This is a genomic window from Pontimicrobium sp. MEBiC06410, assembly GCF_053601615.1.
In genome coordinates this window covers 103,367-117,991 of the sequence record NZ_JBSHNT010000162.1, presented here as the reverse complement: position 1 = coordinate 117,991, position 14,625 = coordinate 103,367, and the positions used below count along the sequence as shown (strand labels likewise).

The window sequence follows — 14,625 nt, the reverse complement described above, 5'->3', positions numbered from 1 at the left end:
AGGTATAAAATCATCTTTCTTTTTCTTGTTAATGATTTTATAAAATTAGCTGTGTTGCTAATTGGTTAAAAGTTTTCGTTAAATAAATTCAATTTTTTAAGCCATTCTGTTTTTCGTTCTAAAAGGAAAATGTCTAAAAATAACAGGAAGATGGCGATGCCTAAAAACCATTGAAATTGGTCTTCGAAATCGGCAAATTGTTTTGCTTCAAATTCTGTTTTATCCATTTTATTTAGAATTTCTTTTATCTCGTCTACAACATTAGCTGTTACACGTCCATTTATATAGGCGCCATCAGCTTCTTCTGCTATATTTTTTAAAGTGTCTTCATTTAAGCGTGTTATTACTGTTTCTCCTTGCCTGTCTTTTTTATAATTAAGTACAACTCCATTTCGTTTTATTGGTATTGGGCCTCCTTTAGTGTCACCTACGCCTATAGTAAAAATTCTAATACCTTCTTTGCTAGCTTCTTCTGCTACGCTTGTAGACGATGCGCCATGGTCTTCTCCATCGGATATTATAATTAATACACGATTGGTTTGTTGGTCGTCGTCGTAATAGGTTTTTGCTAGTGTAATGGCTTCATCTATTGCTGTTCCTTGAGAGGACAGCATATCGGTATTCATGTTTTGTAAAAACATTTTTGCCGAGGCATAGTCTGTTGTTATAGGCAGTTGCGGAAATGCTTTTCCTGCATAGGCTATTATTCCTACACGATCGCTTGCTAAATTATTAATAATTTGTGTTACTAACTGCTTAGATTTATCTAAACGATTTGGTGCAACGTCTTCGGCTAACATACTTTTAGAGACATCTACAGCAAATACAATATCTACACCTTCTCGTTTAACAGTTTCTAGTTTAGATCCGTTTTTTGGGTTTACTAAAGCTATAGATAGACAGGCAAATGCTAAGCATAAGACTATGAGTTTTAATATAGATTTAAAAACAGATTTGTTAGGGCTTAACCTATTTATTATTGTTTTGTTAGCAAATTTGTTTTGCGCACTACGTTTCCAGAGTTGAAGCACTAAAAATAGTACTACAATTACTGGGATAACTAGTAGTGTCCAAAACCATATTTTTTCTTCTAATAAATCGAACATAATTTATTTCGTTTTAGTGTTAAGCTATAATACGTTCACTAAATGTTTTAATTTTTGTTTTCATTGTTTCAGAAATAGTTTCATTTTCAAGCCATGTATGTATATGCCCTTTATAAAACATTCCTAAATATTTTGCGCTTTCTACAAAAGGCATAGTGAATCCATCAAATATTTCGTTTTCATCACTGCAACTTAGGCTAGCCATTTGCATTCCTCTAAGTTGTCTTCCATAATCTTTTTCAATTTTTAAAAAGTCTGAAATTCTATCTAAAAAAACTTTAAGCAATCCACTCATGGTATACCAATATATTGGTGTTGCTAGTATAATGGTGTCGTAATTTGTAACAATATTTTTAAACAGCGCATTAAAATCGTCATCTTGGTTTTTAAATTCATAGTCGAAATGACCTATTTGTTTTGTGCTTAAATCTACCACATCAAAACCTGTTTGCTCTTGCAAGTAAGATACCATAGCGAAGGTGTTGCCTTTGCTTCTAGAACTAGCTTGTATGATGATTCCTTTTGTCATTTACACGAAACTTCTAAATATTGTGTAGCGTAATAATAACTCTAACAATAAAAGAAGGCCAGCTACCCAAACAAAAAAGCGGAATTTTTCTTCGTAATTATAGAATTTAAACTCTTCTATTTCTGTTTTTTCTAACTTGTTAATCTCGTCGTATATAGCTGATAACTTTTTATTGTTTGTTGCTCTAAAATATTTACCTCCGGTTACTTGTGCTATTTCTTTTAGTAATGCTTCATCGATTTCTACAGGAACTCTTCCATATCTAAATTGTCCGTTATTACTTCTTGATATTGGGGATAAAGCCATACCATTTGTTCCTAGTCCTATAGTGTAGGTTTTTATACCAAATTCTACAGCAAGTTCACTTGCAATTTTTGGGTTTATAGATCCAGAATTGTTTACTCCATCTGTTAATAGAATAATAACCTTACTTTTGGCTTTACTATCTTTTAATCTGTTTACAGAAGTTGCTAACCCCATCCCTATAGCTGTACCGCCTTCTATAATAGAGTTGTATTTTATTTCGTTTAGTGATCTTAAAACAATAGATTTATCACTTGTTATAGGTGTTTTAGTGTAGCTTTCTCCTGCATATTCCACTAGACCTATTCTATCGTTTGGTCTTCCTTTTATAAAGTCGGTAGCAACATTTTTTAAAGCTTCTAGACGGTTTGGTTTTAAATCTTTAGTAAGCATACTAGCAGAAACATCTATAGCCATAACAATATCTATACCTCTTGTTGTTTTTGTTTTTGTTGATACATCTACTGTACGTGGTCTAGCTAATGCTGTTATTAAAAGTGCTAATGCTATTAAGCGGATAGCAAATAACACATGCTTTAATTTAGGGAGCCACGATTTGGTAACTTTAAATCCTTTTAAACTAGATATTTTTAGTTCTGCTGTTTGTTTTTTGTGCTTAAGTATATACCACAATATTGCTACTGGTAGCAGTGTAAGCAACCAGAAAAAGGGTTTGTTTAAAAATTCTATGCCTTCAAACATTATTCTTCTTCTTTAGGTTTTAATTCTATTGAGTTAATCATGCGTTCTACAATTTGATCTGCGTATGTGTCGTCATGCCTCCAAGTCATTATTATTTGCTGTAATACATTTTCTGAAGAAAAAGTAAATAAAGTAAATTTTCCTTTTTCTGTATTACCTTCTATTAATGTTGGGAAATCACCGCTTCCTGTTGTTTTAACACCTTCGGCTCCGTTAGGTGTGGTAAATTTATCTTTATTTAAAATAATGTTTTGGACTCCTTGTTGCTCAAAAACCTGTATGTTTCCATCAATGGCCTTATTTAAGTCTGTAGTGTTATTTTTATTATCTGTTTCTTGATTGCTTTGTTGTGGTGGTTTATTAAAAGTTGTTGTCGAAACCATAACATTAAAGCCATCTATTAAACTACCATAACCAAATGTGGAGACATTAATTTTACCTTTTAATGCATCTGGGATAGGTGTCTCTATTCGTTTTAAAACTTTAGGCGTACTTATGGTTATTGATGGTATTCCATAGTCGCTAGTAACCCAATCGCCTTCTAATAACTCTTTGCTTTCATGACCTATAATGGTGTCCTTAACATAACCAAACCCATATTTAATACCAAACCCTGTAAATGTTGCTAGCATTAAAAAAATGACAATAGCACTCGCTAGTATTATTTTTTTACGTTTACTTTTACGTTCTTGTTCTTCTTTATATTGTTGGTCTAATAGTTTTTCTTCTTCCGTGGGTTCTGGTAAAGCTTCTTTTACGTGGTCTATTTCCAGATCAATTGTTTTTCTATCAATTTCTGCTAGGGCAATGTCTGGTTCAGATTTCGCAAATTTTACTAAATCTGCACGTTTTAATATGGTTTCAATGTTTCTAATATCTTCTTTGCTTAGTTCTATTTGGTTGCCATCTTTTAAAAGATTTAATCTAGAAACTAATTCGTCTGTTGTGCTTTCTAGGGCTTTATCGTAGACTTTTTCGTCTAAATATTTTCTGATAATAAAGGTTAACTCAGAATAATATTCTTTCATGGCTTCATTTTCAAGATACCCTGAGTTATCTAGCTTTTGTAGGGCTAACTTAGCTCTATCATAAGGAGGAAGTAATGCTATTTCTTCTTCTTCTGTTAATGGTTTTTTACGAAATATAAACCAGTATATTAAAAAGGCTATTGTGCCTAAAATTGCTAAAACTAGTAAAAGGTATTTCCACCAGTTACTTGGGCTTTTTTCAACCTTTATAATTGGTTTTATGTCGTATAAGCCTTGCTTAGTAGTATCAATAGCAATGTTTTTTATTTCAACACGTAAAGAATCTGTTAGAAAAGGTTTATCTCCAATAACAATTTTTTGTCTTGGAATTGTGTAGCTACCAGAGTCGAATTGCGTTAATCCATATTTTTTAATTAGGTTGTATTTTGAATTTACTTTAGTGGTGTCTATTTTAAAAGATTCTATCATTTCCATAGGAAGAAATGTTTGTCCTTCTGGAAATACAACAAATGATGTTGTGTCTACTTCAACTTCTATTTTATAAGTTATTTGTTCACCAATTTTTACAGAGGTTGAGTCTATAGAGGTTTTAACTTGTGCATTTAGCGATATAGAGAATATAGAAAATAATATAGAGAAAAAGATAAGACCCCAAGCATTTGTTTTGCTAGGCTTAAGGTGTAATCTGTTTTTTATTTTATTTAATTCGTAATACGTCATTATTAAATTGTCATTAATTTAATTTCTTCTTTTAAAATAGCCTAATAGCTTTTTTACATAGCTTTCATCTACACGGCAATCTATAGTTCCTGCTCCAGATTTTGCAAAGCTGTCTTTATAATAGTCTACTTTTTCTTTATAGAATTTACTGTAATTAATACGTATTTTTTTTGATGCTGTGTTTACCAACATTAATTCTCCAGATTCTTCATCTTGCATTTGCACCATTCCTAAATTAGGGATAGCTTCTTCTCTTTTGTCGTATATTCTTATACCTGTAACGTCGTGTTTTCCAGCAGCTATTTTTAGTGTTTGTTTATAATCGTCTGCGATAAAATCTGAAAGTACAAATACTATAGCTTTCTTTTTCATAACGTTTCTTAAAAACTTAAAAGCTTCTGCAATATTGGTTTGCTTACTTTTAGGTTTAAATTCTATAAGCTCACGAATAATTCTAAGCACATGAGAACGTCCTTTTTTTGGAGGGATATAAAGTTCTATGTCGTCTGTAAACAGAATTAACCCTATTTTATCGTTATTTTGTGTTGCAGAAAAAGCTAATGTCGCTGCAATTTCTGTAATTACCTCATTTTTAAACTGTTGGTCTGTTCCGAATAATTCTGATCCCGAAATGTCTACCATAAGCATCATGGTCAATTCGCGCTCTTCTTCAAAAACTTTAATATAAGGCTCGTTGTAACGAGCGGTTACATTCCAGTCTATATTACGTACATCGTCTCCAAACTGGTATTGCCTAACTTCACTAAAAGTCATACCTCGACCTTTAAAGGTAGAATGGTATTCTCCTCCAAAAATATGATCAGACAAACGACGTGTCTTAATCTCAATTTTACGTACTTTTTTTAGTAATTCTTTAGTATCCATTTCTTATAGTCATCGATTTGCAGTAACAGTATTTAAAAGTTTGAGAGTAAACAACTGCTTACTACAAACTGTTTACTGCCGACTATGGCACTTCTATTTCGTTTACAATTTTATTTATAATATCTACAGAGGTAATGTTTTCTGCTTCTGCTTCGTAGGTAATACCAATTCTATGTCTTAAAACATCGTATACAACTGCGCGTACATCTTCAGGAATTACATACCCTCTATGCTTAATAAAGGCATAACATTTAGCTGCTGTTGCAAGATTTATGCTACCACGAGGAGAGGCTCCAAAAGAAATGAGTGGTTTTAAATCTGCTAGTTTATATTTTTCTGGGTAACGTGTTGCAAAAATAATATCTAAAATATATTTTTCAATTTTCTCATCCATGTACACGTCACGAACAGCTTCTTGTGCTTTTAATATTTGCGAAATAGAAACAACAGGGTTTACTTTCTCAAAACTACCTTTTAAGTTAGCTCTCATGATTAATTGTTCCTCATTCTGCTTAGGGTAGTCTATAACTGTTTTTAGCATAAAACGGTCTACCTGTGCTTCTGGTAAAGGATAGGTTCCTTCTTGTTCTACAGGGTTCATCGTTGCCATTACTAAAAATGGTTTGTCCAGCTTAAAGGTTTCTTCTCCAATGGTTACTTGTTTTTCTTGCATGGCTTCCAGTAATGCAGATTGTACTTTTGCCGGAGCTCTATTAATCTCATCTGCTAAAACAAAGTTTGCAAAAATAGGTCCTTTTTTAATGGAGAAATCATTATCCTTCATGTTGTATATCATGGTACCAACAACATCGGCAGGTAATAAATCTGGTGTAAACTGAATACGACTAAAACTACCATCTATTGCTTTAGATAGTGTGTTAATGGCTAATGTTTTTGCTAAACCAGGAACACCTTCAAGTAGAATATGCCCTTGTCCTAATAAACCAATTAGTAAACGCTCTATCATGTGTTTTTGGCCCACGATAACTTTATTCATCTCTAGCGTTAGCATGTCGACAAATGCGCTTTCTTTTTCAATTTTTTCATTAATAGATTTAATATCAATTGTACCTGTATCTTCCATCATTTTTGATTTTTAAAACTCACGAATTTAACATTCATATTCGGGAAGTGCAAATTGTTAAAATTTTTAATGATACGTTGTTAATAATTGGTTAAAAATTCCGCTTGTTAACACTCGTTAACCTTATTTAGTTCCCTATTTTTAAAGTTCAAAAAATAAAACATGATTAATAATGAGTATTCTAAAGTTATTGCAGGTGTAATGACTTGGGGGAAATGGGGCGCTAAACTTTCTAAAAAAGAGATAATAGATAGGTTGCATTGTTGTAAAGATAATGCTATTAATACGTTTGATCATGCAGATATTTATGGTGATTATACTACAGAATTAGATTTTGGTAATGCTTTAGCAGAAAGTGGAATTGCTAGAGACTGTATTAAATTAATTTCTAAATGTGGTATTCAATATATTGGAGAGTCTAGAAGTTACAATCGTGTAAAACATTATAATTACAGTAAAGATTATATTGTATGGTCTGTTGAGGAATCTCTTAGAAATTTAAAAACTGACTATTTAGATTTATTGTTATTGCATAGACCAAGCCCATTAATGCATCCAGAAGTTATAGCAGAAGCTATTGCTGTATTAAAAAAACAAGGTAAAATTAAGGCTTTTGGAGTTTCTAATTTTACGGTATCTCAAATAGATTTAATCTCTAAATTTGTTGAGGTCTCTGTTAATCAAATAGAATTTTCTTTAACACAACATAAGGCTATGCACAATGGTGTTTTAGACGATATGATAATTAAAGGTTGTAAGCCTATGGCGTGGTCACCTTTAGGTACTGTTTTTAAAGAAGATGTAGAGCAAACTAGACGTATTCATAAACAGTTAGGTGAACTTATGGATAAGTATAACGCCACCGAAGATCAATTACTACTAGCATGGGTTTTAAAGCATCCAGCAGGAATACATCCAGTAATTGGAACGACGAATCTAACCAGAATAGGTAATGCAAGTAAAGCATTAGCAATAGATTTAGAATTAGAAGATTGGTTTTTAATGTTGGTGGCCTCACAAGGGCATAAAGTTCCTTAATTTTGATTTCTGTGAAAGCAGTAATCATAATGTAAAAATAGAAGTTGAATTAAAAAAAAATCCTCTTTCGTGGAAAATAAATATGAAAAATAAAGTAGCATTAATAACAGGAGCAACAAGTGGAATAGGTAGAGCAACGGCTCACGAATTTGCAAAACATGGCATTAAGTTAATACTCTGTGGTAGGAGACAAGAGCGTTTAGATACAATTAAAGAAGCTTTATCTAAACAAACAGAGATACATACTTTAAATTTTGATGTTCGTGATAAAACAGCAGTTTTTAATGCTATTGAAAGCTTGCCAGAAGCGTTTAGGCAAATAGACATACTTATAAATAATGCTGGAAATGCCCATGGGTTAGATCCTATAGAAACAGGAAGCCTAGAAGATTGGGATGCTATGTTAGATATTAACGTTAAAGGTTTGCTATATGTAAGTAAAGCAATTATACCACAAATGACAGCGAGGTGCTCTGGACACATTATAAACATAGGATCGTCTGCTGGGAAAGAAGTCTATCCAAAAGGAAATGTGTATTGTGCCAGTAAACATGCTGTTGTAGCGGTAACTGAAGGTATGCGAATAGACTTAAATAATTACGGAATAAAAGTAGGGTCTGTAAACCCAGGTTTAGTAGAAACAGAGTTTTCTCAAGTACGTTACAAAGGAGATGCCGTTGCAGATAACGTATATAAAGGGTATAAAGCGCTACAAGCAGAAGATGTTGCCGATGTTATTTATTTTGCAGTATCAAGACCTCCCCATGTTAATATTGCAGATGTTTTAATGTTTTGTACAGCACAAGCTAGTGCTACTATTGTTAAAAAAGAAATATGATAGATTGGTTAAAAACGGAGTGGACTAATTTGGCTTTAAAATATTGTAAAGACCAACAAGTTATAGACCGTTTTTGGCATGAAATTCGTTTAGCTTACACGAGTAAAAATAGACATTACCATAATGCTACACATATCTATAATATGTTAATTCAAGCGGAGAATGTTAAGAAGAGAATTATAGATTTTGATGCGTTACATTTTGCCATTTGGTACCACGATATTGTATACAAATCTACCCAAAGTGATAATGAAGAACAAAGTGCCATTTTTGCTGTAAATTGCTTAAAATCGTTTAGTATTAATGAAGAACGATTACAGTTAATATCAGATTTAATCGTTTCAACTAAAAAACATGAGATATTGTGTTATAAAAACGAAGATAATGGATATTTTCTAGATTTAGATTTATCAATATTAGGTGCAAACTGGAATATTTATAAGGAATACAGCTTAAACATAAGAAAGGAATATAGCCTGTACCCTAGTTTTGTGTATAACAAAGGAAGGAAAAAAGTCTTAAAGCATTTTTTAGAAAAGAAATCCTTATTTTTTTCAGAACATTTCAAGAATCAATTTGAAATAAAAGCTAGAGAAAATATAAATAAAGAACTCCATTTACTATGATAAAAAAAATAGTTGTATATATAGGAGTTATAACATTGGCAAGCTTTGTTATATTATGTTCATGTAAAAAAGCAGATAAAACTGTTTTAACAGTATCTCCAGAAATATTAAGTTACATTGCAGATCCCAAAACCCAAAATCTACAATTCTACTGGAAACAAAATAACGACTCTAATTACTTTAACTTTAAAAGATTAAAAACCAAGCTTCAAAAAAATAATAAACAATTGTTATTTGCTACTAATGGTGGGATGTATAATAAAGAGGGTTCGCCTCAAGGATTATATATTGAAGATTTTAAAGAACTTTCAGAAATTGATAAAGCAACAAAGGGCTATGGTAATTTTTATTTGCAACCTAATGGTGTTTTCTACGTAACAAGAAGTAAGGATGCTAAAGTGGTAACAACATCTAATTTTATCGCTAATAAAAATATTGAATATGCAACACAATCTGGACCAATGTTATTAATTGATGGGGCATTGCATCCAAAATTTAATAAAGATTCCAAAAATTTAAATATTAGAAATGGAGTAGGGGTATTACCTAATGGGCAGTTATTGTTTGCAATGTCTAAAACAAAAATTAATTTTTACGATTTTGCTACCTACTTTAAAAACAATGGGTGTAAAAATGCGTTATATTTAGATGGTTTTGTTTCTAAAACCTATTTACCAGCAAAACATTGGGAGCAATTAGAAGGTGATTTTGGAGTTATTATAGGTGTAACAGATTGAAATAGATAACTAATTAAAATAGATTATGATTAATAAGCGTCTTTTAATTAAAAACTTACTCGCTCATAATGACGAGAACAGTTTTTATGATAAAAAACGCAAAATAGATATAGGGCAAAAAGAAGGGAAAGCTAAGTTTTTAAAACACGTTTGCGCATTGTCTAATAGTAACCCTAAAAACAATTCTTTTATAGTTATTGGGGTTGAAGATGCAGATAATAATATTATAGGTGTTGATTTTTTTGATGATAGTAAAATTCAAAACCTTATAAATGCATATTTAACCAACCCACCAATAGTGCAGTATGAAAATGTACCTTTTCCTCATTTACCAGAACATAAGGTAGTTGGTTTAGTTACTATTCGCCCTATTGATAAATTAACCTCTCTTCGGAAAAATATTTGGAAGTATTTTGGAGGAACTGTTTTTTTTAGAGACGGTAGCATAAGTATGCCAAAAGTATTTGAAAGTGATATAAAGGATGTCAATTCTAAAATTGTGCAATCCATAGAAAATCACTCGCAAAACAATATAGAGTATACATTAGATGGTGTCTTTGATTTTATGAAGAACAGGGAAGATTACAATCCTCAATACAAAGTGTTTAAGGAGTATTTTGTGGTGTGTTGGTCTGGGCAAAAAAAGGAAGTTAAGGATGAGATTTTTTACTCTAGAGTAGATATAGAGCTTATAAATGAGCAGGTGCGTTTGTTTTTTCGGCACTAGATGAGGTGTCTATTGTTATAGATAATAATAGTTTTAAAATTGTTGAATACGTAAAATTGGGGCTTCAAAATAGTTTTAAATATTACCCTCTTGAAGAGACGATTATAAATTTTGGAAATAATGCAAATTACACAATCGATAGTACTTTAGTTTTTGAGCCTCCTCAATATGATAAAAAAATGTTATATCATACCTATAATGCTAATAATGCTTTATTAGAAAAATTAAAAAGAGGGATATCTTTAAATTTAATAGAAGTTAAAGAATTACAAAATTTACCTGTAAAATATTTAATCTGTTATCTTAACTCGTTTCCAGAAGCACTCGACAAACTAAAAGCAGCCAAACCCTTTTTAAAAAAGTTTGGCGCTGATATTTACATACGTTACAAAGAAGCAGTTAGAGTGTTAAGAAAGGTGAAGTATAGCTAATATGTTCAAGCCAATTTAAAGCAGACTCTCTGTTATAGAAACTTTTATGTTTAATTCTGCTTTTTTTTCCAAAATTCATTACATAATTTGTGCTTAGTTCACTAATTTTCGTATAATTAACTATAGCTATAGCCTTAATTAATGATAAGTCTGCTAATCTTAACTGAGCTTTGTACGTATAACAATAACTATTTTTTTTATTAATTAATAAATAAAAAGAATTAGAGCTATATTGGTTTAAAAGGACACGATGTAGTTCAGTTATTTTTTTTAGGTTTAAAAGCTCTCCATCGTTAATAATTATTTCTGCAACCCTATTTCTGTCTAGAAAATTAATTTTGCAGAAAGAAAGTGAAATTGCTCTCATAGAATAAAGTTAGTTTATAGGGGTTATTTTTTATTTTCTTTAATTAAAGCTTTTAACTTTTCTATTTCTATTTGTTGTAAATCTACCAATTGTTTTAGCTCTTGAACAGATTTTACCAAAGGGACAACAAATTCACTATATCTTAATCCATAATGCGAGCTATTTTTGTCTGTAGGGATTTCAACACCACTAAAGTTAAAGCCTAAGCTTTTTGCAGTATGCTCTACATCTTGAGCAATAAAGCCTATTTGCCTTTGAGCCTGTTTCTCTTTAATAAAATTAGTATGTGTTTTGGAAGGAGTTACCCCTAAAAAAGTGTTTAGTTTTTCGTAATCTACATTATAGCTTACAGGTGTTAACTTTTCTATAAAGTTTAGACCAGGAATATTTTCTTTAATATTAAATTTAAAACGACCATCAGATAAATTAGTCCAGTTGGCAAAACCACCGATACTACTTACACTTGTACTACCTATTCTTACTTGACCCCACCCAGTTGTTGTAGCGTTAGTGCCTATGCTTACAGAGTTTCCAATCCAATTTGCATTAGGACCAGAATTTCTACCAATAGAGACATTGTCTGCTCCAGATGTAGTTAATCTTCCCGAATTAAAACCAAGAGCAACATTACCATTACCATTTGTATTGTTAGTTAAAGCATTATGGCCTATAGCAACATTTTCTATTCCAGAACTATTGGTTCTAAAAGAAAAAGCACCTACTGCAGTATTACGTATACCATTAGAGTTGTTAAATCCAGAGTTTTCACCTATAAATACACTTGCAAGAGTAGGATTTATATTACTGTTGTTTCCAGAGTTTCTTCCTATAAAAACAGATTGTCCTATATTGTAGGTTTCAATTTGTCCCTTCACAGTGATTCTTACTTTCTCTGTGTTATTGGTGCGTATACTTACATTATTATTGTTTGTAGTACCTAAAAAAATATTAGAGGTAATATTATCATTACCAGTAATTAACCAATTACTTACAGTATTAGAGTTGTCTAATAAAGAAGACCATTTTGTGCCGTCCCAAAAATAAAATCCTGGAGAAACTCTATTGGTGCCTGTAGTTGTTGCTACATTGTAAACTAATAAAGAAGTTATTGGATTTAATATTGTTAAAGTATCGTATGTACTAGTTAAATTCACTCTTGGAATCAACACGCCCTTATCTGTTGATGAAATATCTAATATAGAACAGGGATTGGGAGACGTTGTGTTAATACCTACCTGTGCAGGCAATTTTATGAAGAGAAATAGTACAGTAAGTTGAACCAGTATAATTAATTTGTTTTTCATGATGAATAGAATATTAATTAGTTTTTTGTTAAAATTTATAGAAATAGCGGTAGGGTAAAATATCCCTATAATGTTTAGTAGTTAACTATACATTATATAGAACAATAGAATCTTTGTATTTTATTGATTCTACATGCTTTTTATTTGCATACAAAATCTAAAAATGTAGTAGAATAATAGTTTGTTAGAATCCAGAGTCGATTCCTGAAAATGTAGTTGTGAATACATAGCATGATTATAGGTATTAGTGGTTTGGGGGTGGGCTAATCTAATACAAAGCTTTTATTTAAAATGAAATTTACAGGTAACAAAATGTAACAATCTATTTTTTTCAATCTATTTTTGGAAATCAAATTTAGAGATTATGCAGAAAAATTTATTTTTGCACGCATGCTCCCTACTTATATGTTTCCTAATTATTTATTTATCTATTTTTTTGTTTTTTCAACCTTTTCCTACAGTCAGGATAAACTTTTTCCTGAGCACTGCTTAGCTAATTATAATGTAAACGATTCTAAACTCTTAAAAGGAATAAAAGATGATTTTTACAACGCTAAATTTTTAGAAACTCCAGAAGAAAGTTATAATCTTGCTATAAATACTCTAGAAAAAGCTAAAATTAATAATGACATAGAACTACAAATATATTGTTATAGGTTGCTTGCTATAATTGGACATAATGAGAATAAGCTAATAGAAGCATTAAATTATATTACTGAAGCCTATCGTGTCGTTGAAGAGTATGGCATGAAAAACGAAATATATGCTATTTCTATTATGTCCGATTACGCCGTTTATTTAAAGATGGCATCTAGATATGATGAAGCACTAAAACTATACTATGAGATTTCTAAGTTAATGGATACAAGCTGCCCTAATCCTAACATAGAAAGGTTTACCAATTATAATAATATAGCCGCAATATATATTGTAAAGGAAGATTATGATAATGCTCTTTTAGCATATAAAAAGGCTCATAGAGAAGCGAAACAACTAAATAATAAGTTGTGGTTGTCCTCGTCTCTAAATGATTTAGGGTTCTTTTATTATAATAATGGTAAAGGAGATTTAAAAAAGGCCTTGCATTATTTTAATAAGGCGAAAAAAGAATTGAATCTGGAATTAAAACCACATAAGATTTTTGAAGCAAACATTGAAGAAAATATAGGCCATATAAAAATCGAAAATAAAGAATACAAAAAAGCGTATTCATGTTATAATAAAGCTTCAAATATTTATAGGCTAAATAATCACTTAACTAGTGCTGGTAAATTAGATGTAAAAAAGTATAATTGTCTCTTGCTGTTAGAAGACTATAAAAACCTTGAGAAATTAGATGATTCATTAAGTGTTTTTTTTGGAAGTAAAATTAACCAAGAAACAGATGTAAATAGTTACGAGTTGTATTTAAAACTTAAATTACATTATTTAAAACAGGTTAACAAACTAGAAGATTATGTTTACGTGTCTACTAAATACCAAGAGAGTTTAAAATATAAAGAAAAATACCAGGATACATTAAATAAAAATGTTTTTAATAGTTATGTTAACTTAATTCAAAATAGTCATAAGAAAAAAATAAAACTAGAAAGAAGAATCGCTTCCTTAAAACAAAAAGAATTAAAACAAAAACAGCACTACTTGTATGCTGTGTTATTTTTATTTTTAATAATAATTCTAGTATTATTTTTATTATTCAAGGTTAGAAACTCTAGAATAAAACAAGAAAATGTAATAACTAAATTGGTTTTAGAAAATACAACTTTAGAAAAGAAAATTTTAAACCAAAAATTAGAAGCTAAAAATAAAGATATTGTAAGCATTATTACAGATAAAAAAATTAGAACAAATTTTTTAAAACTTCTTTTAGAGAGAATGGAGCTTTTTGTTAATAAAAATAATGAAGATAAAAGCAGTGGTTTACTATCTATAATTAATGATGTTAAGGCGCAAATTACATTAGAAAATAGACTCTCTGTATTAGAAAGTGATATTAACAATGTTAATACTAATTTTGAGGCTATAATTATGGAAAGGTACCCATCGCTATCTAAAACAGAAAGAGAAGTCTGTGCCTTTATAAAGTTAAATCTATCTATAAAAGAAACAGCAATAATAAGAGGTGTAAGTCAAGACTCCATTAAAATGGCTCGCTCCAGAATTAGAAAAAAACTAAAACTAGATTCAAAAGAAGAATTAGATAAATATATTCAATCTATTTAAACTAAAAAAGCCTTTT

At 30.5% G+C, this 14,625-nt stretch carries 13 protein-coding genes and 1 pseudogene; 6 read left to right on the top strand and 8 right to left on the bottom strand.

Features of this window, described 5'->3' with window-relative positions; genetic code table 11:
• Positions 1-65 precede the first annotated feature (65 nt).
• From ACVC08_RS16320 to ACVC08_RS16295, 6 genes are all read right to left on the bottom strand, one after another.
• Positions 66-1,106, bottom strand: a complete 1,041-nt coding sequence (locus tag ACVC08_RS16320) for a vWA domain-containing protein (RefSeq protein WP_452602847.1) — start codon at positions 1,104-1,106, stop codon at positions 66-68.
• A gap of 19 nt (positions 1,107-1,125) precedes the next feature.
• Positions 1,126-1,635: a flavodoxin family protein gene (locus ACVC08_RS16315; protein WP_452602846.1), complete on the bottom strand. Its 510-nt coding sequence runs from the start codon at positions 1,633-1,635 to the stop codon at positions 1,126-1,128.
• Positions 1,636-2,640: a vWA domain-containing protein gene (locus tag ACVC08_RS16310; RefSeq protein ID WP_452599254.1), complete on the bottom strand. Its 1,005-nt coding sequence runs from the start codon at positions 2,638-2,640 to the stop codon at positions 1,636-1,638. It abuts the gene before it with no gap.
• Positions 2,640-4,349 carry a BatD family protein gene (locus tag ACVC08_RS16305; RefSeq protein ID WP_452602845.1) on the bottom strand — a complete coding sequence of 570 codons (1,710 nt, stop codon included), beginning with the start codon at positions 4,347-4,349 and terminating at the stop codon, positions 2,640-2,642. Before ACVC08_RS16305 ends, ACVC08_RS16310 begins: the two co-directional genes overlap by 1 nt.
• 18 nt (positions 4,350-4,367) lie before the next feature.
• Positions 4,368-5,234, bottom strand: coding sequence for a DUF58 domain-containing protein (locus ACVC08_RS16300; protein WP_452602844.1), 867 nt, complete (start codon positions 5,232-5,234; stop codon positions 4,368-4,370).
• Between the two features lie 82 nt (positions 5,235-5,316).
• Positions 5,317-6,318 (bottom strand): AAA family ATPase, encoded by a 1,002-nt coding sequence (locus tag ACVC08_RS16295; RefSeq protein ID WP_452599265.1) that lies wholly within the window; start codon positions 6,316-6,318, stop codon positions 5,317-5,319.
• Between the two features lie 162 nt (positions 6,319-6,480).
• Here ACVC08_RS16295 and ACVC08_RS16290 point away from each other — a divergent pair, with 162 nt between their 5' ends.
• From ACVC08_RS16290 to ACVC08_RS16270, 5 genes and pseudogenes are all read left to right on the top strand, one after another.
• The gene (locus tag ACVC08_RS16290) at positions 6,481-7,356 is read left to right on the top strand and encodes an aldo/keto reductase (protein WP_452602843.1); all 876 of its coding nucleotides are present in this window, start codon (positions 6,481-6,483) and stop codon (positions 7,354-7,356) included.
• 82 nt (positions 7,357-7,438) lie between these two features.
• Positions 7,439-8,194: an SDR family NAD(P)-dependent oxidoreductase gene (locus tag ACVC08_RS16285; RefSeq protein ID WP_452602842.1), complete on the top strand. Its 756-nt coding sequence runs from the start codon at positions 7,439-7,441 to the stop codon at positions 8,192-8,194.
• The gene (locus ACVC08_RS16280; protein ID WP_452602841.1) at positions 8,191-8,820 is read left to right on the top strand and encodes an HD domain-containing protein; all 630 of its coding nucleotides are present in this window, start codon (positions 8,191-8,193) and stop codon (positions 8,818-8,820) included. Before ACVC08_RS16285 ends, ACVC08_RS16280 begins: the two co-directional genes overlap by 4 nt.
• Positions 8,817-9,557 (top strand): phosphodiester glycosidase family protein, encoded by a 741-nt coding sequence (locus ACVC08_RS16275; RefSeq protein ID WP_452602840.1) that lies wholly within the window; start codon positions 8,817-8,819, stop codon positions 9,555-9,557. The genes ACVC08_RS16280 and ACVC08_RS16275 overlap by 4 nt, the downstream gene beginning before the upstream one ends.
• A gap of 25 nt (positions 9,558-9,582) precedes the next feature.
• Positions 9,583-10,715: pseudogene (locus ACVC08_RS16270) on the top strand (DUF5929 domain-containing protein).
• Here the strand turns inward: ACVC08_RS16270 and ACVC08_RS16265 are convergent.
• On the bottom strand, positions 10,684-11,082 hold the full coding sequence (locus tag ACVC08_RS16265) for a DUF7793 family protein (protein ID WP_452599262.1): 399 nt from the start codon (positions 11,080-11,082) through the stop codon (positions 10,684-10,686). The pseudogene ACVC08_RS16270 and the gene ACVC08_RS16265 overlap by 32 nt on opposite strands.
• A gap of 23 nt (positions 11,083-11,105) precedes the next feature.
• Positions 11,106-12,386, bottom strand: coding sequence for a tail fiber domain-containing protein (locus ACVC08_RS16260; protein ID WP_452602839.1), 1,281 nt, complete (start codon positions 12,384-12,386; stop codon positions 11,106-11,108).
• Between the two features lie 390 nt (positions 12,387-12,776).
• Here ACVC08_RS16260 and ACVC08_RS16255 point away from each other — a divergent pair, with 390 nt between their 5' ends.
• Positions 12,777-14,609 carry a tetratricopeptide repeat protein gene (locus ACVC08_RS16255; protein WP_452602838.1) on the top strand — a complete coding sequence of 611 codons (1,833 nt, stop codon included), beginning with the start codon at positions 12,777-12,779 and terminating at the stop codon, positions 14,607-14,609.
• The last annotated feature ends 16 nt before the right edge of the window (positions 14,610-14,625 follow it).

Excerpts from the sequence above, each read along its gene's own strand:
- ACVC08_RS16320 (WP_452602847.1), bottom strand. The coding sequence starts at position 1,106 with ATGTTCGATTTATTAGAAGAAAAAATATGGTTTTGGACACTACTAGTT.
- ACVC08_RS16315 (WP_452602846.1), bottom strand. The coding sequence starts at position 1,635 with ATGACAAAAGGAATCATCATACAAGCTAGTTCTAGAAGCAAAGGCAAC.
- ACVC08_RS16310 (WP_452599254.1), bottom strand. The coding sequence starts at position 2,640 with ATGTTTGAAGGCATAGAATTTTTAAACAAACCCTTTTTCTGGTTGCTT.
- ACVC08_RS16305 (WP_452602845.1), bottom strand. The coding sequence starts at position 4,349 with ATGACGTATTACGAATTAAATAAAATAAAAAACAGATTACACCTTAAG.
- ACVC08_RS16300 (WP_452602844.1), bottom strand. The coding sequence starts at position 5,234 with ATGGATACTAAAGAATTACTAAAAAAAGTACGTAAAATTGAGATTAAG.
- ACVC08_RS16295 (WP_452599265.1), bottom strand. The coding sequence starts at position 6,318 with ATGGAAGATACAGGTACAATTGATATTAAATCTATTAATGAAAAAATT.
- ACVC08_RS16290 (WP_452602843.1), top strand. The coding sequence starts at position 6,481 with ATGATTAATAATGAGTATTCTAAAGTTATTGCAGGTGTAATGACTTGG.
- ACVC08_RS16285 (WP_452602842.1), top strand. The coding sequence starts at position 7,439 with ATGAAAAATAAAGTAGCATTAATAACAGGAGCAACAAGTGGAATAGGT.
- ACVC08_RS16280 (WP_452602841.1), top strand. The coding sequence starts at position 8,191 with ATGATAGATTGGTTAAAAACGGAGTGGACTAATTTGGCTTTAAAATAT.
- ACVC08_RS16275 (WP_452602840.1), top strand. The coding sequence starts at position 8,817 with ATGATAAAAAAAATAGTTGTATATATAGGAGTTATAACATTGGCAAGC.
- ACVC08_RS16265 (WP_452599262.1), bottom strand. The coding sequence starts at position 11,082 with ATGAGAGCAATTTCACTTTCTTTCTGCAAAATTAATTTTCTAGACAGA.
- ACVC08_RS16260 (WP_452602839.1), bottom strand. The coding sequence starts at position 12,386 with ATGAAAAACAAATTAATTATACTGGTTCAACTTACTGTACTATTTCTC.
- ACVC08_RS16255 (WP_452602838.1), top strand. The coding sequence starts at position 12,777 with ATGCTCCCTACTTATATGTTTCCTAATTATTTATTTATCTATTTTTTT.